This is a genomic window from Pararhizobium sp., from assembly GCF_035497515.1.
Classification (GTDB): Bacteria; Pseudomonadota; Alphaproteobacteria; order Rhizobiales; family Rhizobiaceae; genus Pararhizobium.
On the sequence record NZ_DATJDJ010000176.1, the window covers coordinates 26,619 to 51,013 of the forward strand.

The window sequence follows — 24,395 nt, forward strand, 5'->3', positions numbered from 1 at the left end:
TCATCCTGAAAAGCGAGGGAATTGAATTTGTAAATCCTATATTTTTTCTGTAGGTTTGCAAATTAATTATAGTGATCGGAAATGCAGCTTTTGTGATGCTTTTTCTTGTGCGTCGCGACGATGTGTGGCTACGTTGGCGCCTTACACGCCGAATGCATATTTTTTGATACTTCGAACATGCTGGATTTTGCGGCTGACGCCCCGATGGGCTTCGTGGTTTTCCCGCACAGTTGTAACGCGCAGCCATCAGGAGAATGATGCAATGACCGCAGATGCCATTATCCGTGCCCGCATTGATTCCGCCACAAAGCAGAAAGCGATCGCGGCCCTCGATGCCATGGGTCTGTCCGTTTCCGACGCCATCCGCCTCCTGATGCTGCGCATTGCCGAGGAAAAGCGCCTGCCTTTCGAACTGAAAGTCCCGGAAGTCGAGACCGTGCCGGCAATCGAGCGCGATATGCGCCGCCGCGACACCGGCGAAGATCTCTTCCGCGACCTGGAACATTGATGACATGACGCTTTCGTGTGGCCTCCGATGAGCGATGCCATGACCGTTCGATACAAGGTCGCCGAGGCAGCCAGGCTCGCCGGCGTGTCAGCCTCGACCTTGAGGCTCTGGGAAACGCAGGGGCTCGTCGTGCCGGAGCGCTCCGCCACCGGCCACCGGCAATATAGCGAAGGCGATGTCGCCCAGCTGAAGCGCATTTCGTGGTTCCGGGCCGAACGCGGCCTCAATCCCGCAGCCATTCGCGAAGCGCTGGAGGCCGAGGCCGGCGAGCAGGATGATCCCGGTTCGGCCGTGAACACTGAATCCACCCCGATCTCGCAGGTTGGCCGCAAGCTCAGGAGCATGCGGCACGCGGCAGGCAAGACGCTGGAGCAGGTCGCCGGTGATGTCGGCATTGCAGCCTCTGTCCTTTCGACGCTGGAGCGGACATCGCAGGGTGTCTCGGTGGCGGTGCTGCACAATCTCGCCGAATATTTCGGAACGACGGTCTCCAGCCTTTCGGGCGAAGACGAGCCGGAGGTTCGGACATTGGTGCGCGCCGGCGAATGGCGAGCCTGGCCGCGCACCACGCCGGGTGTCACCGTCCAACTCCTGGCTGAAGGCCGCAACCAGATGGATTGCCATCGTTTCGTGCTGGAACCCGGCGCCTCCAGCGAGGGCGCCTACAAGCACGAAGGCGAGGAATTCGTCTATGTCCTGTCCGGCCGGGTCGAGTTCGTGCTGGATTCCGATCAGTTCCACGATCTTCATCCCGGCGACTCGCTCTATTTCGAAAGCCGCCGGCATCACGCCTGGTCGAACCGGCACGATGGCGAGACCGTGCTTTTGTGGATCAATACACCTCCGACATTCTGAAGAATTCCTCTTCCCGCCGCTCGTCGTTTGTTTCATCGGCATCGCGGTGCGCCGGGAAGACAACGATCTTCGTGTAAAGCTGAACAAGGCGTTCGCCATATCCGCACTGACAAGACGATCACCGACAAGTATTTCACGGTTGACGTCTGAAGTCGGCCATCGAAAACGGAGGCCGTCGTGCCGGCGTCGAAAAGAGGTCGATGGAGCGGTGTGGATGCCGAATTTCCCAAGACGGCGCCAACGTGCATCAAGTCACTGAATCGACGAAGGAATATCCAGAAATTCCATGAACTATATCGCGCATTTTACTTTGGTTAATATCCGATAAAGCAAATAGAAATGCGTCAAAATTGCCATGTGCGCCGCGCAGAGCTGACTTGTTTCTATCGCTACTTCCAAAGTGGAGCGGGAAGTGCTATCTGACGCTCGTAAACAACCTTATGGAGCTTATCATGTTTTCGCAGCGCAAGCTGTCGAGCCCGTCTGATCGCGGCTTTGTCCAGATGATCTGGAACGCGATCCTTCTCGTTCAGACCCGTGAAACGAACTCTCTCATGACAGGGCGCAATCGCTAGGACCAATCGCCATTCAGCCCATTCCGGCCTGCGCTGAATCTCGCTCGATCCTTAGGCAGATATAGCGGCCGGAAAGATGACCGAGGCTTTCAGTCCCTTGCCATCCGGCCCTTCGCCCAGCGTGAGATGTCCGCCGAACAGTCCGGCGATTTCTTCGACGATCGGAAGACCCAATCCCATTCCCGGAGCTTGCCCGCGTCCGCCGCGCGCAAAACGCTGGCGCGCGACCTGCCGACTGTCCGGCGGGATGCCCGGGCCGTTGTCTTCGACGTCGAGCCTAATTTCTGCCGGCTGCGCGGCGACGCGCACCGTCACTTCCGCCCCCGTGCCGGCATAGGCAATCGCGTTCTCGATCAGATTGCGCAGCAATTCGCCGATCAGCAGCGCTTCCGCCCGGATGGTTGCCGTGCCCTCGCCCTCGAAACCGAGATCGATGCCGGCGTCGCGCGCGCCGGGCACGTGATCCCCCGTCAATTCCTGCGCCAGAGCCGTCAGGTCGATGGTCGCCAGCGGCTGCGGTTCGCTTGAGCCAGCCGCGTCGATTTTCGCCATGAGCAGCAATTGCGCCAGGATGCGCTCGGCATGCGCGACGGCCTCGTCGCCCTTGCGGGCAGCGCCCTGCGCTTCCTCCAGCGTCGTTGCGCGGGCGGAAAGCGCGAGCTGGGTGCGGATGATTGCCAGCGGCGTGCGCATCTGGTGGCTGGCATTGCCGGTGAAATGGCGCAGCGCATCCAGCGCCGATTGCAGGCGAACCATGAAGGAATTGACGGTCTCGACGAGTCCCTGGACCTCGCTCGGCACCTGCTGGTCGATCGGATGGAGATCATCCGGATTGCGCTCGGCGATCGCATCCCCAAGCCGATAGAGCGGGCGCAGCGAAAACGTGACCGCGATCCAGACGATCACCGCCGCTCCGAGAATCATCATGCCGAGGCGAAAGGCCGAGCGCAGCAGGATGGCCTGCGTCAGTTGCCGCCGGGCGATGGTCGTTTCGGCGACGGTGACGACGAAAGGCACGGAATTGATGCCGGTCGAGGCGGATCGTTCGAGCGCCGCGACCCGGATTGGTTCGCCACGGAATTGTGCATCGGCATAGACGGCCGACTGGCCCTCCATGTCGGTGATCGATGGCAGGTTCTGGTAGCCGGTGATGAACCGGCCGGGCGGACCGTCGACGCGGTAGAATACCCGGTCCTGCGCCGCCGAGGTCAGCATTTCCAGCGCCACATAGGGAATATCGACTTCGAGCGAACCGTCCTCGGCCACCACGACACGCTCGGCGATCGCCAGCGCCGAGCCGGCGAGCACCCGATCGGAGACGACATTGGCGGTTTTTACCGCCTCGCGATAGGTGTCGATCAGGGCGAGCGCGCCGATCACCGCCGTGGAGATCAGAAGCCAGGCAAGCAGCCGGCGGCGCAGCGAATAGGCGGCGGCAACCATCATCCGCCTGCCGTCTTGTCGAGATAATAGCCGATGCCGCGCGCCGTGCGCACGGTGAGCCCATGCGGCGCCAGGCGCTTGCGCAGCCGGCTGACATATTGCTCGATGGCGTTGGCGCTGAGATCGTCGTCAAAGGCGGTCAGCGACTGGATGATCGCCTCCTTGGCGACGACCTTGCCGGCCCGCATGAACAGGATTTCCAGCAAACCCAGTTCGCGGGCGGGAATATCGACGGTGATACCATCGGCGGAAAATGTCCGCGAGTTGAGGTCCAGCGACACGTTGCCATAGCTGACCAGAGAGGATCGCAAGCCCGCCTGGCGCCTCAAAAGCACGCGGACGCGGGCTTCGAACTCGCTGACGTCGAAAGGCTTGATCATGTAATCGTCGGCGCCGAGATCGAGCCCCTTGATCTTTTCTTCCTGCGTGCCGCGTGCGGTCAGGATGAGCACCGCGGCCTTGTTCTGCCGTGCCCGCATCGAGCGCAGAACGTCGAGCCCATCCATTTCCGGCAATGTCAGGTCGAGGATGACGAGATCGAAGGTTTCGGTCGATGCCACGGCATCGGCAGAGGCGCCGTCGGAGACGATATCCACGGCATAGCCGCTGCCGCGCAATATCGCCGACAGCCCCTGCGACAGCGCCAGATTGTCCTCGACCAAAAGAATGCGCAATTCCGTGTTCTCCCTTGGGGCATAATATTGCATGGGGCGGGAAACGGAAGCCGGATTTGCAGGGATTGGTCCGGGGATTCAAGGCTTTATGATGCCTTTGGGCAAGGATACCCAAAGGCTGCGTGACGGATGGGAGAATTCGGCCCGATCAGGCCGCGGGCTTTGCCTGCGGCCAGGTCAGATAGACATATTCGGAGCCGACCGTGCCGAAATAGGCATTGTCGCCGGTGGTCTTGTCGACATAGCTGCCCTCGGCCGTCTTGGTGAAGGCGGCATCGGCGTCGCGCGACAGATGCGCCTTGAGGAACGCGCTCCAGCCGGATTTCTCGATTGCCGCGCCCGCCTTGCTGTCGGTGTCCTTCTCGTCGGCGCTGCCGGTATCCCAGGCCTTGATGGTGACGCCGCTCAGCGGATCGGCGACGGTGAGCGTTCCGGCTTCCAGCGCCGCCAGCATGGATTTTCCCTGCGCGCTCGTTCCGGCCGTCTCCGCCATCGCTTCCAGTGATTTTTTGAGCCCGGCCATGAACGAGGCCGTCGTGACATCGTTGGAAATGGCCGGCTCCTCCGTCTCGGTCGTCGCCGGCGACAGCGAGGACAGGAGCGCGGACAGCGTCTGCGAGGAGGAGCTTGACGTGTCTATTCCGTAGCGCTGCAGCAACGCCGTGCGGCTGTTGCCGGTGTCGGACTGCTGCTCGGTCTCCTTCAGCGCTTTCAGAAGAAACTGCGCGGACTGAAGACGAACGGACTGGAGGGGCGTAACCATGGAAAATCCCGTTATTGTGATCACCGCTTCCGGTTCATCCGGTGCTGCAGGGCGAATACGAACTGGCCGCGTGATCATCCCCGGCGGTCGGACCCTAGGCCGCGAAACCTGTGCGGGCCTATCTCGATGGGTTCTGTCCCAAAGCCCATCGCTTGTGCAGGCCCGTCCCTTGTGCAGGTGCGGTCGCTGCTGCAAGATGGTTCCATGCGGTTCCTTCTTCCCTTTCTCGGTCTCCTTGCCTTTCCGGCCATGGCCCAGCCGGTCATGTTTCCGGCCCTCTCCGGCAAAGCAGCCGCGCAGACAGTCGTCGTCTATTCGTCGCTTGACGAGCCTTTGGCCAAGCCGATGATCGCCGGCTTCCAGGCTCAAAATCCCGATGTGGCGGTGCGCTACGAGGACATGCTGACCGGCGAGATATACGACCGGATCGTCAAGGAGACCGATGCCGGGCAAAAGACCGCGGATTTTGCCTTTTCCTCGGCCATGGACCTGCAGGTGAAGCTCAGCAATGACGGCTATGCGCAGCGCAGCGACCTGCCGATGTCGGGCCGCTGGCCATCCTGGGCGAACTGGCGCAACACTGCCTATGCCCTGACCTTCGAGCCGGCGGTCTTCGTCTATCACAAGCCGAGCTTCACCACGCAAAAGCCGCCCTCGACCCGTGCCGAATTCGTCGATTACCTCAAGCGGCAGGGAAGCGCCGTCTACGGCAAGATCGGCACCTATGATATCGAGCGCTCCGGCGTCGGCTTCCTGTTCATGGCGCGCGACCAGGAGCAGTTCGGCGATATCTGGTCGGTAATACAGGCGATGGGTGCCGCGGGGGTGAAACTCTATTCCACCAGTTCGGCCATTCTCGAGCGGGTGTCGGACGGGCGTTTCGTGCTCGGCTACAACATCCTCGGCTCTTATGCCGCCGACTGGGCCTCGCGTCATCCCGATGTCGGCATCGTGCTGCCGCGCGACTATACCGTCGTCATGTCGCGCATCGGTCTCGTGCCGCAGGCGGCGGCGTCACCGGATCTCGGGCGACGTTACCTGGAATTCTTCATGTCGACGGAAGGCCAAACGATCATGGCGCGGGAATTGCAGATCCCGGCTGTCAGCCCCGACGTGGCAGGGGTCAATACGGCCAACACCCTGCGCGAAATGCTGGGCGCGCAGTTGCGGCCGGTTCCGGTCAGCCCCGGACTGATGGTCTATCTCGACCAGGTCAAGCGCGCCCGGCTGATCGCGCGCTGGAACGAGGTCTTGCGCCTGCAGTGATCCTTGCCGGAAGGGGAAGTTTCGGCCTGCCGGTAGACGGGGCGTGAAAATTAAGGGACATTGCATCCGGCAAGGTTTCCACCGATGTCAGGTAAATGACAGCTTGCTGTGGTGCCTTGGAGTTCTTCATCGTCCGTGGAGGCGGACGATCGAGGCGTATGGGAGGAGTTTCACCAGACCCGCGCAACGGCGAGCCCTGAGGCCGCCGCGGTCGAATCTGCCGGTGAATCGCTCCCCTGTTCGCAAAGATGAACAATGCGCGCCGAAAACAGCGCGCCTGACGGAGGACTTCTCTTGAAACAGTTTTTCCTGGCAACCATTCTCGCCGGCGCTCTCGCCCTGCCGGCCGTCGCTGCCGACTACACCATCATCGCTCCTGCCAATCCGGGCGGCGGCTGGGACCAGACGGCCCGTTCGATCCAGACCGTGATGCAGCAGGAAGGCATCTCCGGCAACGTGCAGGTACAGAACGTACCGGGCGCCGGCGGCACGATCGGTCTTGCCCAGTTTGCCAGCCAGTCGGCGGGTAACGCCAATGCCCTGATCGTCGGCGGCTACGTCATGGTCGGCGCCATCCTCACCAACAAATCACCGGTGACGCTCAACGACGTGACGCCGATCGCGCGCCTGACCGGCGAATACGAGGCTATCGTCGTTCCGGCGGATTCGCCGTTGAAGACCATGGGCGATCTGGTTGAGGCCCTCAAGAAGGATCCGGGCGCGGTCTCCTGGGGCGGCGGCTCCGCCGGCGGTACGGACCATATCGCTGTCGGCCTGATCGCAAAGGCGGCCGGCGTCGATCCGACCAAGATCAACTATATCGCGTTCTCGGGCGGTGGCGAAGCGCTTGCCGCCATTCTCGGCAGCCAGGTCACGGCCGGCATTTCCGGCTATGGCGAATTCGAATCGCAGATCAAGTCCGGCACGCTGCGCCTTCTCGCCATGTCGAGCCCGGAGCGCCTGCCAGGCATCGATGCTCCGACCATCAAGGAAGGCGGTCTCGACGTCGTGGTTGAAAACTGGCGCATGGTTGCCGCCGCTCCCGGCTTGACGGATGAGCAGAAGGCCGCCGTTTCGGCCGATATCGAGAAGCTGGCCAAGTCGGCCGGTTGGCAGGAAACCTTGAAGACCAAGGGCTGGACGGACACCTATCTCGCCGGCGACGCCTTCAAGGAACAGTTGGCCAAGGACGTCTCATCCACTGAAGCCGTCCTCAAGGACATCGGTCTCGTTCAATGAGCCAGGGTCACACCCCTTCAACGGAAAAGCGCCGCCCCGACAGGGTGGCGCTTGCCATTGCCGTCTTCCTGGCGGCGCTTGCCGGCGTGATCTTCTGGGACACATCACGGCTGGCCAAGATCGCCAGCTATTCGGGCATCGGCCCGGCCACCATTCCCTTCGTCATCGCCTGCGGCCTGCTGCTTCTGGCAGCCTGGACGGTTTTTGAAGCGATTCGGGGTGATTTCCCGGTGCGCGAACGCCAGCAAGTCGCACCCGTCGTCTGGATCGTCGGCGGTCTCGTCGCGCAGATGCTGCTTTTGAAGCCGCTTGGCTTCTCGATCGCCACCGGTCTGTTGTTTGCCCTGACGGCTGCCGGTTTCGGCAAGCGCAAGCTCTGGTTCACCATCCCGATCGGTGTCGCGATCTGTCTTGTCGTCTGGCTGATCTTTGCAGGCCTCCTGCAGTTGTCGCTGCCCGCCGGTCCGCTCGAACACCTGTTTTGGTAAGGCCCTGACATGACCACATTCGATTTCCTGCTGCAGGGCATTTTCATCGCCGCCCAGCCAATGAACCTGCTCTATGCCCTGATCGGCGTGACCCTCGGCACGGCCGTCGGCGTTCTGCCGGGTATCGGCCCGGCGCTGACGGTGGCGCTGCTGCTGCCCGTCACCTACAAGCTCGACCCGGGCGGCTCGCTGATCATGTTCGCCGGCATCTATTACGGCGGCATGTATGGCGGCTCGACCACATCCATCCTGCTCAACACGCCGGGTGAGAGCGCCTCCATCGTCACGGCGCTCGAGGGCAACAAGATGGCCCGGGCCGGGCGAGGTGGCCCGGCATTGGCGACGGCGGCCATTGGCTCTTTCGTCGCCGGCCTCATCGCCACGCTGGCGCTGGCCTTCATCGCCCCGTTCGTCGTCAAGCTGGCCCTGGTCTTCGGCCCGCGTGAATATTTCGCGCTGATGGTACTGGCCTTCGTTACCGTTTCCTCCGCCTTCGGGGATTCCACGCTGCGGGGCCTGACCTCGCTGTTCATCGGCTTCGCGCTCGCCATCATCGGCATCGACCAGTTGACGGGACAGGCGCGCATGAGCTTCGGCATTCCCGACCTGCTCGACGGGGTCGAGGTAACGACGCTCGCCGTGGCCATGTTCGCCATCGGCGAATCGCTCTACATCGCGGCCCAGGGCGACCAGGGGCCGGACAAGGTCGAAGCGGTCAAGGGATCGGTCTGGATGACCGGTCAGGACTGGGCGCGTTCCTGGAAGGCCTGGCTGCGCGGAACGGCGATCGGCTTTCCGATCGGCGCCATGCCGGCGGGCGGTGCCGAGATTGGCACTTTCCTGTCCTACGCGACTGAAAAGCGCCTGACCAAACATCCGGAAGAATTCGGCAACGGCGCCATCGAAGGCGTCGCGGGGCCGGAAGCGGCCAACAATGCGTCTGCCGCCGGCACGCTCGTGCCGCTGTTGACTCTCGGCCTGCCGACGACCGCGACGGCGGCGATCATGCTGGCCGGCTTCCAGCAATACGGCCTGCAGCCCGGCCCGCTGCTGTTTGCCACCAATCCGCAATTGGTCTGGGGCCTGATCGCCTCGCTTCTGATCGCCAATTTCATGCTGCTGGTGCTGAACCTGCCGCTGGTCGGCCTGTGGGTGAAGCTTTTGACGATCCCAAAACCCTGGCTCTATGCCGGCATCCTGCTGTTTGCGACGCTCGGCACCATCGGCGCCAATCCGTCGGTGTTCGAACTCGGGATGCTGCTGGCATTCGGCCTGCTGGGTTATGTCATGCGCATCTTCGGCTATCCGATCGCACCCGTCGTGGTCGGCCTGATCCTCGGCCCCCTGGCAGAGCAGCAACTGCGCCGGGCGCTGTCGATCAGCCAGGGTGATGTGACGGTGCTGTTTACTTCGCCGGTGGCCGCCGTGCTGCTGGTCATCGCGGCACTGGCGCTGATCGTGCCCCTGATCCTGCGTGCAAGGGGCCGTGGCGAAGTGCTGTCGCAGTTGGCGGCAAGCGAAGACTGACGACGTTCCTCCCCAGACCGTCATAGAAGACCCGGTTGGCATGCGTCGGCCGGGCCTTCTCCATTTTGCATGGCTGGGGTGAATTCCTGTGCGTTGTAAACGGGGATGGTGGGGCTCATATTCCCGTTATCGAACAACGCAGCAACCAACACAGGAAAGTGAGCAAAGAGATGAGTGCCCGTAAATCTGCCCGAGGCTTTTTCGGTACTGCCATCGCCATTTTCGGCGCGGCTTCGGCCGCCGCCGCAGCAGTCGAAGGCAACCGCCGTCCGCTGGACCGCGACCTCCATACGCTCGGTATCAACCCCGCGAACTTTCATTCCACGAAGCGCTAATGGCCGGCCGTTAAGGGCGGGCCTTGCGGCTTCTCCAAGGCATGAAAAAACCCGCCGATCACGCGATCGGCGGGTTTTTTATTGGCTGGTCGAGGGCTTAAGCCTCGATATGTCTGTGGTTTCGATTATGCCGGATCGACGACCAGAGCGAGACGCCGATCAGCGCCGCGCCGCCGAGGCCGGTAATGACTTCCGGAATATGGACCAGCGTCTGGCAGTACATGATCACTGACAGGATCAGGATCGCGTAGAACGCGCCGTGTTCCAGATAGCGGTATTCGGCCAGCGTGCCCTTTTCCACCAGCATGATGGTCATCGAGCGGACATACATGGCACCGATGCCAAGGCCGATGGCGATGACGAACAGGTTCTGTGTCAGGGCGAAGGCGCCGATGACACCATCGAACGAGAAACTGGCATCGAGCACTTCGAGATAGATGAAAGCGCCGAGACCACCCTGGGCCGCAGCGGTCATCGTCTTTTGCGAGGCATCGAGCAGTCCGCCGATCACTTCCACCAGGAGGAAGGTCAAAAGACCATAGATCGAGCAATAGACGAAGGTGGTGGCTTCCGCGCCCTCAAGGAAGGACGAGAAGATCAGGATCAGGATCAGGACGAAGGCGATCTCGACACCCTTGACGGTCGCAAACCGCGACATGTTGCGTTCCAGAACCTTGATCCAATGCACATCCTTCTCATGGTCGAAGAAGAATTTCAGGCCGACCATCATCAGGAAGGTGCCGCCGAAGGCCGCGATCGGCAGATGGGCCTCGTTCATGATCCGGGCATATTCCTCCGGACGGGAGGCGGCGAGTACCAGGGCGTCGATCGGGCCGATGCCGGCGGCAATGACGACGATCAGCAGCGGGAAGACGATGCGCATGCCGAAGACGGCGATGATGATGCCCCAGGTCAGGAACCGGTGCTGCCAGACCGGCGTCATTTCCTTCAGCTTGTTGGCATTGACGATGGCATTGTCGAAGGAAAGCGAGATTTCGAGGACGGCCAGAACCGCACAGACGAAAAACACGGTGGCCATGCCGCTCAAGGTGCCGGTCGAAGACCAGCCGAGCCAGGCACCGGCTGCAAGACCGGCGGCTGTAACGATGAAGGCCCATTTGAAATAGCCGAGCGTCGAGGTCTGGGAAGCGGGCGTCATGGCCGCACCTCCGATCCGTCGATGCTGGAAAGGGCCTGAAAATAGACGAAGAAATCCCGCATGCCAGGATAGGCATGCGAAGAACGCATGAGGTGGAGTGTCATTGGACTATATCCGCCGGCTAACTTGCGGGTGATACCGACATCACGAGAGCGCCGTAAAACTCTCGCCAGAGGGGCCCGGTATCAGGTTCACTCCACAGGCGTCTAGAAATGCCCTGCACTGCGAAGTTATGGCTTATTTAGATAGGATAGGGAGAAGGTCAAGGATAACGGCCGTCATTGTCTCGTCTTTTACCGTAAGCTGGACGTGCCTTCACCGGAGCTTGCGCTCCCGCGGCCGATTTCATCGGCACGTTCGGTGCGCTCACGAGAATGATCGCACGCAAAATCCATGTTTCGGCGAAGGATCAGCACTGCATTCCGATCGCTGATCAACCCATCAGTTTTCGGGGATGGATATCGACGGGAGAATATGCGACTGGCAGCCATCTTGGCCGGAAACCCGAAATCATGACGATCCAGACAGCCCCCATCGTTCACTCGGCGAATGCCGCGCGCACCGGCGTGCTGTTCATGCTGCTCGGCATGCTGATGTTTTCGCTCAACGACGTCATGGGCAAATGGCTGGTATCGACCTATTCGGTCAGCCAGCTGATGACGATCCGCAGCATCGCGGCGCTCATCGTGCTGGTGCCGTTCTTCATCAAGCTGGGCTGGCGAAACCTTTTCCTCGTGGATCGGCCATGGCTGCATGCCTTGCGCGCGCTTCTGTTTGCGATCGAGGCATCGGCCTTCTATTTCGCGGTTGCCTATATGCCGCTGGCCGACGCCATGACCTACTGGCTGGCCGCGCCGATCTATGTGGCGGCGGCCTCGCCTTTCCTGCTTGGTGAAAAGGTCGGATGGCGTCGATGGACAGCTATCCTCATCGGTTTTGCCGGCGTGCTGGTGGCGCTGGAACCATCGGCCCAGAGCTTTTCCCTGCCGGCGCTGATCGCGCTGGCGGGCAGCGCTTGCTTCGCCTTCGCGCTGCTTCTCGGCCGGGCCTTGCGCTCAACCCCGGACACGACGCTGATTCTCTGGCAATTGACGGGCGCGCTGATCTTTTCGCTGGCCGGCGTGGCTGCCAATCCGGCCGGCTGGGCACCGATGGACCTTCGCGGCGTGCTGTGTCTCTGCCTGCTCGGGATCGTCGCCATGCTCGCCCATGTCCTGGTCAGCCGCTCGCTAAAGCTGGCGGACGCGGCCACCGTCGTGCCATTGCAATATACCTTGCTGTTCTGGGCCGTCGTGTTCGGCTGGATTTTCTTCGATGATACGCCGCGCTGGACGGTGATCGCCGGCGCGGCGCTGATCGTCGCGTCCGGCCTGTTCATCTTCTTCCGCGAGCAGCAGTTGAAGAAACCGCTCGGCGAAGTCACTGAAGTCGTCTGATCCGGAAGCGCTCTTAGGGGCGCTGCACGCCCGTTGCCGTCACATAGATCGAATAGAGCGACTGCGTGGCGGTGATGAACAGCCGGTTGCGGCGCGGGCCACCGAAGGTGAGGTTCGCAACGCCCTGCGGAACGCGGATCTTGCCGAGCAGCGCTCCATCCGGTGCGAAACAATGCACGGCGGGTCCGCCGCTCGTCCAGACATTGCCGTTCGTATCCAGCCGGAACCCGTCCGGGCGCCCCTCGTCGAGGCGGCAGAAAATACCGGGATTGGTGAGCCGGTCACCGTCGACATCGTAGACGCGGATATGGGCCGGCGCGGTATCGTCGGGATTGGTGCCGCTGTCGGCCACATAGAGCTTCGTTTCATCCACCGAGAAGGCAAGGCCGTTGGGCTGGAGGAAATCGCTGGCAACGGCGGCGAGTTGACCGGTCACCGGATCGAGGCGGTAGATGCTGCGTTCCGTTTGCTCCGGCTCGGCCTTGTAGCCCTCGTAGTCCGACAGGATGCCGTAGCTTGGATCGCTGAACCAGATGCTGCCATCGGAGCGCACCACGACATCGTTGGGCGAGTTCAGCCGCTTGCCCTGATAGCTGTCAGCGAGAACGGTGATCGAGCCGTCGACCTCGGTGCGCGTCACGCGCCGCGTCCCGTGTTCGCAGGAAACGAGCCGGCCCTGCCGGTCGCGGGTGTGGCCATTGGCGAAATTCGAGGGCGCGCGATAGACCGAGACGCCGCCATCCGGCACCCAGCGCAGCATCCGTTGATTGGGAATGTCGCTCCACAGCAACTGTTGCGCATCATCGAACCAGACCGGCCCCTCCGCCCAGCGGCAGCCGGAGTAAAGCTCCTCCAGCACGGCGCTGCCGACGATCAGCGAGCGGAAACGGGGATCGTGAATCTCGTATAGCGACGGGCCGGTCATGTTCGTGCTCCGATGTGGGGTATGGCTCGGACGCTGCGTCCGAATCTGGGGCAGAGTATCGGATAAAGTTCGGGACTGGAATCTGCAGCCGGAATGACCGGTTTACGCCGTAAATGCCGCACTCATCAGCGTCTGCGTGTAGGTCTCCCGCGGCGATTCGAAGATGGCGTCGGTCTCGCCTTCCTCGACGATCTTGCCGTTCTTCATCACCACGACATAGTCGGACATCGCCTTGATCACCGAGAGGTCGTGGCTGATGAAGATGTAGGAGAGGCCATGGGCCTTTTGCAGGGTGCGCAGGAGGTCGATGACCTGACCCTGCACCGAACGGTCGAGCGCCGAGGTCGGTTCGTCGAGGATGACGACGCGGGGCTTGAGGATGATGGCGCGGGCAATGGCGATGCGCTGGCGCTGGCCGCCGGAGAATTCGTGCGGATAGCGGTTGCGTGCCGCCGGGTCGAGCCCGACTTCCTTCAGCGCCTCGATGGCGCGCTTGTCGCGATCGGCGCGGCTGAGCTGCGGCTCGTGGACATAGAGCCCCTCGGTGATGATCTCGCCGACCGTCTGGCGCGGCGACAGCGAGCCGTAAGGATCCTGGAACACCAGCTGCAACTGGCGGCGCAGCGGCCGCATCGCCGAGCGCCCGAAATCGGAGATATTGGTCGAACCGAACCGGTAACGGCCGCTGCTCGGCACCAGCCTGAGAAGCGCGCGGCCGAGCGTCGACTTGCCGGAGCCGGATTCGCCGACGACGCCGATCGTCTGGCCTTCCTTCAGCCGGATGGATACCCCGTCGACGGCCCGGAACACACCGGACGACGAGCCGAACAGGCCGCCGCCGGTGGCATAATCGACGGCAATGTTCGAGCCTTCAAGGATAATCGGGGCGGTGTCGGCGGGCGACAGCTTGCGGCCATGGGGTTCGGCGGCAAGCAGCATCTTCGTATAGTCTGCCTGCGGCCTCTCGAAGATGTCGGCGGTCGTGCCCGTCTCGACGACCTCGCCCCGGCGCATCACGGCGACACGGCTGGCGAAGTGCTTGACGATGCCGAGGTCATGGGTGATCAGCACCACCGCCATGCCGAACCTGGCTTGCAGCGTGTTGAGCAGGTCGAGGATCTGCGCCTGGATGGTCACGTCGAGCGCCGTCGTCGGTTCGTCGGCGATCAGGATGTCGGGATCGTTGGCGAGCGCCATGGCGATCATCACACGCTGGCGCTGGCCGCCGGACATTTCGTGCGGATAGCTGTCGATCCGGCGCTTGGCATCGGGAATGCCGACCAATTCCAGCAGTTCAAGCACGCGGGCGCGCGCCTGTTTGAACGTACCACCGCGATGCTGGACGATCGGTTCGGCGATCTGCCGGCCGATCGTGTAAAGCGGATCAAGCGATGTCATCGGCTCCTGGAAGATCATGGTGATCCTGGCGCCACGCACCTTGTTCAGCGCCTTCAGCGGCAGCCCGACCAATTCCTGGCCGCGATATTTGGCCGACCCGGTGACCCGGCCGTTGCCGGCCAAAAGGCCCATCATGCTCATCATCGTCTGGCTCTTGCCCGAGCCGGATTCGCCCACAACGGCCAGCGTTTCGCCGGCCTTTATGTCGAGATCGATGCCCTTGACCGCCTGCACGTCGCCATCCGGCGTGGTGAAGGTGACCTTGAGATCGCGCACGGCGAGAATTGTTTCCCGTGAATCATTCATATCAGCGGTCCTTCGGGTCGAGCGCGTCGCGCAGGCCGTCACCGGCGAAATTGAGCGAGAACAGGGTGAGGACGAAGAAGATTGCCGGGAAGATCAAAAGCCAGGGGGCCGACTGGATGTTGTTGGCGCCTTCGGCGATCAGCGCCCCCCAGCTCGTCAGCGGCGCCTGGACGCCGAGGCCGAGGAAGGAGAGGAAGCTTTCGAGCAGGATAACCTTCGGCACGACGACAGTAACGAAAACCACCACAGGTCCAATGGTGTTGGGGATGATGTGGCGGCGGATGATCTGCCAGTCGGTCAGGCCCAGAGCCTGTGCCGCGCCGATGAATTCACGCCGCTTCAGGGCCAGCGTCTGACCGCGCACGATGCGGGCCATGTCCAGCCATTCCACCGCGCCGATGACGAGGAAGATCAGGATGAACGAGCGTCCGAAGAACACGACGAGGACGACGACGAGGAAGACGAAGGGCAGCGAATAGAGGATTTCGACGAATCGCATCATGACGTTGTCGACGCGGCCGCCGATATAGCCGGAGGTGGCGCCGTAGAGCACGCCGATGCTCAAGGAGACAAGGCTGGCGAGCAGGCCGACAGCAATCGAGATCTGGCCGCCGAGCATGACGCGGGCCATCAGGTCACGGCCATTCGAATCCGTGCCGAACAGGAAATATTCGCGCGAGACGCTGCCGGTGAGCTTCAGCACCTTGCCGTCATCCTCGGTCGCAACGACCTGCGTGCTGTCGAATTCGTTGGCCCGGTCAAAGTAGCGGGTGGTGCGCGGATCGATCGGCTCGTCTGAGCTCGAGGTCACGGTGGCGGTGAAGGTCTGGCCCTCGACCGCGAATTCCTTGAGCTCGACGCGGGCGCGTCCGGCCACGCCTTCCATCACCTCCTGGAGGCTGGATGCATCCGGCCGTGGCTCGAGGTTCGGCGGGATCGTGACATAGGACGGGAAGACCTGGTCGTAGCTGTGGCTGATGAAATAGGGGCCAAGGAACGAGAACATGGCAATCAGCGCCAGCACGACGCAACCGGCCATGGCGGCGCGGTTGCGGCGAAAGCGCAGGGCAGCGAGCTGGAACAGGCTGCGGCTCTGGGTTTCGGGCGGCAGAACCGCGGGGGTGAGGATATCAGTCATGGCGAACCCTCGGATCGAGAAGGCCGTAGAGAATGTCGACCAGAAGATTGAAGACGATGACGAAGATGGCGACGAGCACGACCGTGCCCATGACCAGCGTGTAATCGCGATTGATGGCGCCCAGCACGAAATAGCGGCCGACGCCGGGAATGGTGAAGATCGTCTCCACGACGGCGGAGCCGGTGAGGAGAGCAGCCGCGCAAGGGGCAAGATAGGAGACGACCGGCAGCATCGCGGCGCGCATGGCGTGGGTGATGACGACGGTGCGGGCCGGCAGGCCGTAGGCCCGGGCGGTGCGGATATGGTCGGTGTGCAAGGCCTCGATCATCGAGCCGCGCGTCAGCCGGGCAAAAACCGCCAGTTGCGGCAGGGCCAGCGCGATCATTGGCAGGATCAGGAAACGAAGCGAACCATCACCCCAGCTGCCGGCCGGAAGCCAGGCGAGGGTGATGGCAAAGATGAGGGTCAGGACCGGGCCGACGACGAAGTTCGGTACCGTGACGCCGATGGTGGAAATCGACATGATGGCGAAGTCGAGGGCGCTGTTTTGCCGGAGCGCCGCGATCGTGCCGGCGAGCACGCCGCCGATCAGCGCAAGCATGAGGGCATAAAAGCCGAGTTCCATCGAATAGGGCAGGCCTTTGCCGATCAGCTCGGCGACGGTGTTGTCCTTGTAGATGTAGCTCGGACCGAAATCGCCTGTCACGGCATTGCCGATATAGGTGACGTACTGGTTCCAGAGCGGCTGATCGAGGTGATAGGTGGCCATCAGGTTGGCCATGGTCTGCGGCGGCAGGGGGCGTTCCAGGTTGAACGGGCCGCCGGGGGCGAATCGCATCAGGAAGAATGAAATCGTGACGACGATGAACAGGGTCGGCACAGCGCTCGCCAGGCGACGCAGGACAAAGGAGATCATGGGTTTGCTCTCTGACCGTGACGCGCGGCGGTAAAGACCGCCGCGCGTCAAAATCCGTTATTCGGAAACGCTCAGGAAGCGGCTCAGATGCGCGTTGACGGCGTTATCCTGCCAACCCTTCACCTTGTCGGATACCAGCCAGAGGTCTGCCTGGGTGAGGAACGGAGCGATCGGCTGTTCCTTCATCAGAAGCGTTTCTGCTTCATGAAGCGTCTTGGAGCGGACAGTCGGATCGATTTCCTCGTAGGATTTCTTCATCAGTGCGTCGAAGTCGGCATTCTCGAAGTGGCCGTAGTTGAAGGTCTTGTTCGAGGAGACGCTGAGCGCCAGGAAGTTCTCGGCATCTGCATAGTCGGCAACCCAGCCGGCGCGGGCAACGTTGAACTTGCCGCCTTCCTGCAGGTAGGCGTAGTGCGAGGAGACGTCGAGATTGACGAGCGAGACCTTGGCGCCGAACGTGTTCTTCCACATGTCGGCCACGGCGGTGGCGACGCGCTCGTGGTTCGGGTTGGTGTTGTAGCGGATTTCGATGTCGAGCGGCTTGCCGCCTTCGCCGTAACCGGCTTCCTTCATCAGCTTGAGCGCTTCGTCTTCTCGGTCGAGCTGGGATTTGTCGGCAAAGTCGGCCTTTGCCGGGTCGCCGTAGCTGGCCATGCCCGGGGGCACCATGGAATAGGACGGCAGCTGCGAGCCCGAGTAGATTTCCTTGGCCAGGAAGTCGCGATCGACGGCCATGGAGAGCGCGCGGCGGACGCGCACGTCGCTATAGGGCTCCTGGCGGGTGTCGAAGGCGTAGTAGTAGGTCGCCAGCGTCGGCGAAACATGGACCTGTTCGCCATGGGACGCGCGCAGGCGGTCCAACTGGTCAGCCGAAAAGTTATAGGCGAGGTCCATTTCCTTGGCCTCAAACCGGCGGACGGAGGCCGCCTGGTCGTCGATCGGGTAGAAGATCACCTTGTCGATCTTGACGTTGGCGGCATCCCAGTAGGATGGGTTCTTTTCCGTGGTCAGGCTGTCGTTCGGCGTGTGGGAGACGAGCTTGTAGGCTCCGTTCGAGACCATGATGCCGGGCTTGACGAAATCGGCGCCGTTCTTTTCAACGCTGGCCTTGGAGACCGGCAGCGCGGTCTGGTGCGCGAGCAACTCGAGGAAGAAGGGCGTCGGGCGCTCGAGCGTGATTTCGAGCGTCTTCTCGTCAACGGCTTTCATACCGAGCTGATCGACCGGCACTTCGCCCTTGTTGACTTTTTCGGCATTCTTGATCGGGAAAAGAATATTGGCGTAACCGGCTGCGGTCTTCGGATCCTCGACGCGCTGGAGCGAGAACACGAAGTCCTCGGCGGTTACCGGCGAGCCGTCCGACCATTTGGCGTCGGCGCGGAGCTTGAAGGTGTAGACGAGGCCGTCGTCCGAGAGGTCCCAGCTTTCGGCCGCGCCAGGGACGACCTTGCCGGCTGCATCATAGATTGTCAGACCCTCATAGAGGTCCTTGAGGATGAACTCTTCGATGTTGATCGAGGTGTGGGCCTGGTCGAGCGTCTGCGGTTCGCCGGCATTGCCGCGATGCAGGACGGTTTCGGCGAGCGCCGGGCTTGCGCCGATGAGAATCGATCCCAGCAGCATGGCTGTGCGGAGGTTGATTTTTGCCAATGTCATTTTTGTTATCCTTCCCCTCTTTTAGGTTGTGAAGCGGCGAGAGAATGCCAATTTTCGGGCAAAGGCAAGGCTCTTTGTCATGCAATGAAGGCCGCAGGAACCATGACAGGCCTGTAACTATAGCGTCGCGGTTGCATTTCAATCGCGTCATTTTTCGGTGGGTTTGCGGCAGTTGCGGACAATGCTCGTGCGGGTATCGACCGACTGTCGCGCAAGATTGGAAAGGATTTCAAGCACCTTACGTAATATGTATTCCGGCTGGATTTGCCTGCGGAAAGGATCGTTCGCGGCGGGCGCGGCAAACCGAACTGCACGATACCTGGAAAGGCGTCGTGCATGCCAGCCGGCGTTCAACCAAAAGCTGTTTCGTATTTTTTGAGAAAAAAATGCGCGAAACTTTGTCCACAGCCGGCGATCTGCAACGTTACCGGTCCTGAACTGCGGCCATTTCCGTTTTTGCGGCGGTTGCCAAACTCGGATCATCATCTAAGGTGCGGACAAATCCGTCCCGCGTTTGCCAGGAGGGCTGGTCGAAAGACCGGTTGGCGTGTGTGGCGAGCAGTTCTGCTCAATCGGAGAATAACGGTGGATGCCGCATGTTCATGGCGGCGCGAGAAACGGGAGACCTCTTGAATGGCATTGATCACCTTGCGTCAGTTGCTGGACCACGCCGCTGAACACAACTACGCCCTGCCCGCCTTCAACGTGAACAATCTGGAATATATTCAGGCCGTCATGCGAGCCGCCGATGCCACGGATTCCCCGGTTATCCTGCAGGCCAGCCGTGGTGCCCGCGCCTATGCCGGCGATGCCTTCCTGCGCCACCTGATCCTCGGTGCCACCGAAGAATATCCGCATATCCCGGTCTGCCTGCATCTCGACCACGGCGACCAGCCGTCGACCTGCATTTCCGCGATCACCAACGGTTTTACCTCCGTCATGATGGACGGTTCGCTGCTGGCCGACGGCAAGTCGATCGCGTCCTATGACTATAATGTCGGCGTCACCGCCGAAGTCGTGAAGATCGCGCATGCGGCCGGCGTTTCGGTCGAAGGCGAGCTTGGCTGTCTCGGCAACCTCGAAACGGGCGCCGGCGAAAAGGAAGACGGCCACGGCTTCGAAGGCAAGCTGTCGCGCGAGGAACTGCTGACGGATCCGGAGCAGGCCTTCGATTTCGTCGAGAAGACTCGCGTCGACGCGCTGGCCGTTGCCATCGGCACCAGCCACGGCGCCTACAAGTTTACCCGCGCGCCGGACGGCGAAATCCTGTCGATCGATACGATCGCAAGGATCCACAAGCGCCTGCCGAACACCCATATGGTCATGCACGGCTCGTCGTCGGTGCCGCAGGACCTGCAGGACCTGTTCAACGAATTCGGCGGCAAGATGAAGCAGACCTGGGGCGTTCCGCTCGCCGAGATCCAGAAGGCTATTCCGCTCGGCGTGCGCAAGGTCAATATCGATACCGACCTGCGCCTCGCCTTCACGGGCATGATTCGCAAGCATTTTCAGGAGAATCCGGACAACTTCGATCCGCGCAACTATCTCAAGCCTGCAACGGCGCGCATGGCCGAACTCTGCAAGGAGCGCTTCATCGCGTTCAACGCCGCCGGACAGGCCTCCAAGATCCGCGTCATGCGCCTTCCCGACATGGCGAAGGCCTATTCGAAGGCTGCCTGAGCATGCCATGTGGCGGGGCTTGGGTTCCGCCACATGCCGCCGGCTTCGAATGCCGCGACTTTGGCGAACATGCCACCCCTCACAAGATTTGCCCACGCCCCGACCGGCAAAAGCGCTTTACAATGAGGCCTGCCTTTGATTTGTCAGGTCGCATCATTGTTTGCGTTTGAGGGAAGAGGAACATGAAACTTCTGCGGTATGGGCCGATCGGCTCGGAAAAGCCGGGCGTTCTCGGCACGGACGGCCAGATCAGGGATTTGAGCGGCGTAATCGGCGATGTCGGCGGCGTTGCGATCAGCGACATGGGCTGGGCCAACGGGCTCGATATCGACAGCCTGCCGGTTGTCGCCGGCTCTCCGCGTCTCGGCGCCTGCGTCGCGGGAACCGGCAAGTTCATCTGCATCGGTCTCAACTATGCCGACCATGCCGCCGAGACAGGCGCGACCGTACCGCCCGAACCGGTGATCTTCATGAAGGCGACCTCGGCCATTGTCGGGCCGAACGACGACGTGCTCATCCCGCGCGGTTCCGAAGCTACCGACTGGGAAGTCGAACTGGGCGTCGTCATCGGCAAAAAGGCGAAATATGTCTCCGAAGCCGATGCGCTCGATCACGTCGCCGGCTACTGCGTCATCAACGACGTCTCCGAACGTGATTTCCAGACCAAGCGCGCCGGCCAATGGACCAAGGGCAAGTCCTGCGACACCTTTGGCCCGACCGGTCCCTGGCTGGTGACGAAGGACGAAGTCGCCGATCCGCAGAACCTGAAGATGTGGCTGACGGTGAACGGCGTCAGCAAGCAGAACGGTTCGTCGAAGACGATGGTCTATGGCGTCGCCCATGTCGTCAGTTATCTCAGCCAGTTCATGACGCTGCATCCCGGCGACATCATCTCGACCGGCACCCCGCCCGGCGTCGGTATGGGTTTCAAGCCGCCGCAGTATCTGAAAGCGGGCGATGTCGTCGAGCTCGGCATCGAAGGCCTCGGAACCCAGAAGCAGACCTTCATCGCTGACATCTGAGTTTAAGGTGTTTTGATCGAGGGCGCGTGTTTCGGCATCGCGCCCTTTTTTTGTTGCGTTCAGGTTTCGATCTTCAGCTTGACGCGGTCGGCGGCGAAGCGGGTGCGGGCGAACTGTACCGGCGCGCCGTCCGGATCGGCATTGATCGCCGTCGCCTCGATGACGATTGCACCGGGCGAAAGCCGCAACAGAGAGAGTTCATTGGCATCGGCATGCCGGGCGACAAGTTCCGTCGAAGCGCGGACATAGTCGGCGAGGCCTTCCGCCGCAAACGCCTTGGTGATCGAGCCGAGCTTGTCGAAATGTTCGGCGATGCGGGGAAATCTGGCTTCCGGAAAATAGCTGGTCGAACAGGATACGGGCCGGCCGTCGGCGCTGCTCAGCAATTTCAGCTGGATACAGGACGCTCCTGGTGCGATGCCGAGCCCGGCGGCGACTTCGCCGGCGGCCGGCAGCGTCGCATGCGCCAGCAATCGGGCTTCGATATCGCGTGTCTGGTCGCTCAGGCCTCGCGAAAAGCGGGTGCGGCGGGAGATCGGAAAGCTCAGGCGTTCCCTGCGCTGGATGATGGTGCCGCGCCCCTGGATCGCCTGGACCAAGCCCTCCTCGGCCAGCGCCGCAAGCGCGCTCCTCACCGTATGGCGGTTGACACCGAACTGGCCTGCCAGCATCATCTCCGGCGGAACCATACCGGTCTTGTCGTATTCGCCATTGCTGATCGCAAGCCGGATCAGGTCGGCAATCTGCCGCCAGAGGGCGACCCCGGTCTGCCGCTCGACGGTCTTTTTCGAATTCATGTCACAGGCCCGTCATGTTGTCGTTCTAGAAGTGGGTCATCAGATGTATGGTTGTCTATATCAATAGACATTTCGGACGGAAAGCAATGGACTCGATCAGAGAAAAACGAGACGCCTCGGCGGATCAGCGCAAACGGACCATGGGCCTTCTGGCGCGCGCCACCGTCGCGGAGCTGCAGGCCGGATGGCAGGCCGTCGCGCCGAAGCCGGACGTGCACCCCGTGCGTGGTCCCGAAACCGGGTTGATCATGGTGCGTGGCCGTGTCGGCGGTGGCGGCGACGCCTTTAATCTGGGCGAAGCAACGGTCAGCCGCGCCACCGTGCGTCTCGCCTCAGGCGAAGTCGGCCATGGGCAGTTGCTCGGCAATGACCGGGAAAAGGCCCGCCTCGCCGCCATCTTCGATGCGCTCCAGCAGCGGCCGGAATATCGGCAGACCGTCCTGCGGATGGTCGAGGCCATCGAGGGCCGAATCGCGGTTGAAGACCGCCTGCAGGCCGAGCAGACGGCGGCGACGCGGGTCGATTTCTTCACCATGGTGCGAGGAGACAATTGATGACCATCCAGAACGAACAGCGCTCGGACGCAGCCAGCGCCTATGCCGGCGCCTTTGCGGATCCGGTGTTCCAGTCGCAGTCCGTGTTCAAGGCGCTGATGGATGCCATGGCGCGACCCGGCACGATCCTGCCGCTCGGCGCCGCGGCCCACCCGCCGGCCCCGCTCGGCGCCGGTGCCGGTGCGATCGCGCTGACGCTCTGCGACGACGGCACGCCCGTGTGGCTCAGCACCGCGCTCGCCGCATCCACCGTTCCCGCCTGGCTGTCGTTCCATACCGGCGCACCGCTGACGGATGTCCGGCCGGAAGCCCGCTTCGCTTTCGTTGAACAGGGTGGGCTCGTGCCGGGCTTCGACCAGTTCGCACTCGGAACGCAGGAATATCCGGACCGTTCCGCGACGCTGGTGCTGGAAATCGCTGCCCTGCAGGGCGGCCCGGCCTTCACCGCGACCGGCCCCGGCATTCGCGAGGAGATCACCGTCGCGCCTGCCGGCCTGCCGGATATCTTCCTGACGCTGTGGAATGAAAACCGGGCGCTGTTCCCGCGCGGCGTCGATCTGATCCTCGTGGCCGGCACCGACGTCCTGTGCCTGCCGCGCACCACCAAACTTCGCCGCCGGGAGATCTGACCATGTATGTTGCCGTCAAGGGGGGCGAAGCCGCCATCGCCAACGCGCACCAGCTGCTCGCCGATCGCCGCCGTGGCGATCGCTCGCTGCCCGCCATCTCGATCGACCAGATCGTCGCCCAGCTTGGCCTTGCCGTCGATCGCGTCATGGCCGAGGCCTCGCTCTATGACCGTGAACTCGCGGCGCTCGCCGTGCGGCAGGCGCGGGGCGACATGATCGAGGCGATCTTCATCCTGCGGGCCTATCGCACCACCCTGCCGCGCTTCGGCATGTCGGTGCCGGTCGATACCGCGGCCATGAAGATCGAGCGCCGCGTCTCGGCGACCTACAAGGACCTGCCCGGCGGCCAGCTGCTCGGGCCGACGTTCGACTATACTCACCGCCTGCTCGATCCAACCCTCTTGACCGACACGCCGGTTGCCGAGCCGCTGCGCCGGCCAGCCGACGAAGGGTCGATGATGCGCGTCTCCGATATTCTCTCCGGCGAAGGGCTGATCGAAGGCGATGGCCAGATGCCGCAGGACCATGTGCCGGGCGACCTGACGCGCGAACCACTGGAATTTCCGCTGAACCGCGACCTGCGCCTGCAGGCCCTGGCACGCGGCGACGAGGGCTTCCTGCTGGCGCTCGCCTATTCCACCCAGCGCGGCTATGCCCGCAGCCATCCCTTCGTTGGCGAAGTGCGCATCGGCGCGGTCGAGGTGGAGCTGGATATTCCCGAGCTCGGGTTTGCTGTTTCGCTGGGGCGTGTCCAGGTAACCGAGTGCCAGATGATCAACCAGTTCCAGGGCTCTGCCAAGACGCCGCCGCAATTGACCCGCGGCTACGGCCTCGTCTTCGGCCAGAGCGAGCGCAAGGCAATGGCCATGTCGCTCGTCGATCGGGCCTTGAGGGCGGAAGAATTCGGCGAGGATATCGTCGCGCCGGCGCAGGACGAGGAATTCGTCATCTCGCATTCCGACAACGTCCAGGCGACCGGCTTCGTCGAGCACCTGAAACTGCCGCACTATGTCGATTTCCAGGCTGAACTCGATCTCGTCCGCCGCATGCGCGCCGAATACGAGGCAAGGCAGGCCGGCGACACATCCACCGATCTGCTGGAGGCC

24 protein-coding genes are annotated in these 24,395 nt (G+C 62.3%); 13 read left to right on the top strand and 11 right to left on the bottom strand.

The window, feature by feature from the left end; all coding sequences use genetic code 11:
- The first annotated feature begins 262 nt into the window (after positions 1-262).
- Positions 263-508, top strand: a complete 246-nt coding sequence (locus VL202_RS18710) for a type II toxin-antitoxin system RelB/DinJ family antitoxin (protein ID WP_325465588.1) — start codon at positions 263-265, stop codon at positions 506-508.
- Positions 509-535: 27 nt separating this feature from the next.
- Complete coding sequence (locus tag VL202_RS18715; RefSeq protein ID WP_325465589.1) at positions 536-1,363, top strand: MerR family transcriptional regulator; 828 nt, start codon at positions 536-538, stop codon at positions 1,361-1,363.
- A gap of 626 nt (positions 1,364-1,989) precedes the next feature.
- Here VL202_RS18715 and VL202_RS18720 read toward each other — a convergent pair.
- The 3 genes from VL202_RS18720 to VL202_RS18730 all read right to left on the bottom strand — a co-directional run bounded on the left by VL202_RS18720 (position 1,990) and on the right by VL202_RS18730 (position 4,818).
- Complete coding sequence (locus VL202_RS18720; RefSeq protein WP_325465590.1) at positions 1,990-3,384, bottom strand: sensor histidine kinase; 1,395 nt, start codon at positions 3,382-3,384, stop codon at positions 1,990-1,992.
- A complete protein-coding gene (locus VL202_RS18725) occupies positions 3,381-4,055 on the bottom strand; it encodes a response regulator (RefSeq protein WP_325465591.1) in 675 nt (224 codons plus the stop codon). Before VL202_RS18725 ends, VL202_RS18720 begins: the two co-directional genes overlap by 4 nt.
- 148 nt (positions 4,056-4,203) lie before the next feature.
- Positions 4,204-4,818: a hypothetical protein gene (locus VL202_RS18730; RefSeq protein ID WP_325465592.1), complete on the bottom strand. Its 615-nt coding sequence runs from the start codon at positions 4,816-4,818 to the stop codon at positions 4,204-4,206.
- 204 nt (positions 4,819-5,022) lie between these two features.
- Between VL202_RS18730 and VL202_RS18735 the strand changes: the two genes are divergently transcribed.
- The 5 genes from VL202_RS18735 (at position 5,023) to VL202_RS18755 (ending at position 9,673) form a co-directional block, all read left to right on the top strand.
- The gene (locus VL202_RS18735; protein ID WP_325465593.1) at positions 5,023-6,084 is read left to right on the top strand and encodes an ABC transporter substrate-binding protein; all 1,062 of its coding nucleotides are present in this window, start codon (positions 5,023-5,025) and stop codon (positions 6,082-6,084) included.
- Between the two features lie 294 nt (positions 6,085-6,378).
- Positions 6,379-7,323: a tripartite tricarboxylate transporter substrate binding protein gene (locus VL202_RS18740; protein WP_325465594.1), complete on the top strand. Its 945-nt coding sequence runs from the start codon at positions 6,379-6,381 to the stop codon at positions 7,321-7,323.
- Complete coding sequence (locus VL202_RS18745) at positions 7,320-7,811, top strand: tripartite tricarboxylate transporter TctB family protein (RefSeq protein ID WP_325465595.1); 492 nt, start codon at positions 7,320-7,322, stop codon at positions 7,809-7,811. Before VL202_RS18740 ends, VL202_RS18745 begins: the two co-directional genes overlap by 4 nt.
- Positions 7,812-7,820: 9 nt before the next feature.
- Positions 7,821-9,338: a tripartite tricarboxylate transporter permease gene (locus tag VL202_RS18750; RefSeq protein ID WP_325465596.1), complete on the top strand. Its 1,518-nt coding sequence runs from the start codon at positions 7,821-7,823 to the stop codon at positions 9,336-9,338.
- 35 nt (positions 9,339-9,373) lie between these two features.
- Positions 9,374-9,673, top strand: coding sequence for a hypothetical protein (locus tag VL202_RS18755; protein WP_325465612.1), 300 nt, complete (start codon positions 9,374-9,376; stop codon positions 9,671-9,673).
- Positions 9,674-9,770: 97 nt separating this feature from the next.
- Here VL202_RS18755 and VL202_RS18760 read toward each other — a convergent pair whose 3' ends face one another.
- Positions 9,771-10,832, bottom strand: coding sequence for a DUF475 domain-containing protein (locus VL202_RS18760; protein WP_325465597.1), 1,062 nt, complete (start codon positions 10,830-10,832; stop codon positions 9,771-9,773).
- Between the two features lie 512 nt (positions 10,833-11,344).
- Between VL202_RS18760 and VL202_RS18765 the strand changes: the two genes are divergently transcribed.
- Positions 11,345-12,268, top strand: a complete 924-nt coding sequence (locus VL202_RS18765; RefSeq protein WP_325465598.1) for a DMT family transporter — start codon at positions 11,345-11,347, stop codon at positions 12,266-12,268.
- A 13-nt stretch (positions 12,269-12,281) separates the two neighbouring features.
- Here the strand turns inward: VL202_RS18765 and VL202_RS18770 are convergent, their stop codons facing one another.
- From VL202_RS18770 to VL202_RS18795, 6 genes are all read right to left on the bottom strand, one after another.
- Positions 12,282-13,193 carry an SMP-30/gluconolactonase/LRE family protein gene (locus tag VL202_RS18770; protein ID WP_325465599.1) on the bottom strand — a complete coding sequence of 304 codons (912 nt, stop codon included), beginning with the start codon at positions 13,191-13,193 and terminating at the stop codon, positions 12,282-12,284.
- Positions 13,194-13,295: 102 nt separating this feature from the next.
- Positions 13,296-14,897, bottom strand: a complete 1,602-nt coding sequence (locus VL202_RS18775; RefSeq protein ID WP_325465600.1) for an ABC transporter ATP-binding protein — start codon at positions 14,895-14,897, stop codon at positions 13,296-13,298.
- Position 14,898: 1 nt separating this feature from the next.
- Entirely contained in the window at positions 14,899-16,035 is a 1,137-nt protein-coding gene (locus VL202_RS18780; RefSeq protein WP_325465601.1) for an ABC transporter permease, read from the bottom strand.
- Positions 16,028-16,951 carry an oligopeptide ABC transporter permease OppB gene (gene oppB, locus VL202_RS18785; protein WP_325465602.1) on the bottom strand — a complete coding sequence of 308 codons (924 nt, stop codon included), beginning with the start codon at positions 16,949-16,951 and terminating at the stop codon, positions 16,028-16,030. Before oppB ends, VL202_RS18780 begins: the two co-directional genes overlap by 8 nt.
- A gap of 57 nt (positions 16,952-17,008) precedes the next feature.
- Complete coding sequence (locus tag VL202_RS18790; RefSeq protein ID WP_325465603.1) at positions 17,009-18,607, bottom strand: peptide ABC transporter substrate-binding protein; 1,599 nt, start codon at positions 18,605-18,607, stop codon at positions 17,009-17,011.
- 147 nt (positions 18,608-18,754) lie between these two features.
- Positions 18,755-19,093, bottom strand: coding sequence for a hypothetical protein (locus VL202_RS18795; RefSeq protein ID WP_325465604.1), 339 nt, complete (start codon positions 19,091-19,093; stop codon positions 18,755-18,757).
- 147 nt (positions 19,094-19,240) lie between these two features.
- Here VL202_RS18795 and fba point away from each other — a divergent pair, with 147 nt between their 5' ends.
- Together fba and VL202_RS18805 are read left to right on the top strand one after the other, a co-directional pair.
- Complete coding sequence (fba, locus tag VL202_RS18800) at positions 19,241-20,287, top strand: class II fructose-bisphosphate aldolase (RefSeq protein WP_325465605.1); 1,047 nt, start codon at positions 19,241-19,243, stop codon at positions 20,285-20,287.
- Between the two features lie 182 nt (positions 20,288-20,469).
- Positions 20,470-21,309, top strand: coding sequence for a fumarylacetoacetate hydrolase family protein (locus VL202_RS18805; protein WP_325465606.1), 840 nt, complete (start codon positions 20,470-20,472; stop codon positions 21,307-21,309).
- A gap of 59 nt (positions 21,310-21,368) precedes the next feature.
- Here VL202_RS18805 and phnF read toward each other — a convergent pair whose 3' ends face one another.
- A complete protein-coding gene (phnF, locus tag VL202_RS18810; protein WP_325465607.1) occupies positions 21,369-22,106 on the bottom strand; it encodes a phosphonate metabolism transcriptional regulator PhnF in 738 nt (245 codons plus the stop codon).
- Between the two features lie 86 nt (positions 22,107-22,192).
- On the opposite strand from phnF, the gene phnG reads away from it, so the two are divergent.
- From phnG to VL202_RS18825, 3 genes are all read left to right on the top strand, one after another.
- Complete coding sequence (phnG, locus tag VL202_RS18815; protein WP_325465608.1) at positions 22,193-22,660, top strand: phosphonate C-P lyase system protein PhnG; 468 nt, start codon at positions 22,193-22,195, stop codon at positions 22,658-22,660.
- A complete protein-coding gene (phnH, locus tag VL202_RS18820) occupies positions 22,660-23,289 on the top strand; it encodes a phosphonate C-P lyase system protein PhnH (RefSeq protein WP_325465609.1) in 630 nt (209 codons plus the stop codon). The genes phnG and phnH overlap by 1 nt, the downstream gene beginning before the upstream one ends.
- A 2-nt stretch (positions 23,290-23,291) precedes the next feature.
- On the top strand, positions 23,292-24,395 hold a 1,104-nt coding region (locus VL202_RS18825), incomplete at its 3' end, for a carbon-phosphorus lyase complex subunit PhnI (protein WP_325465610.1).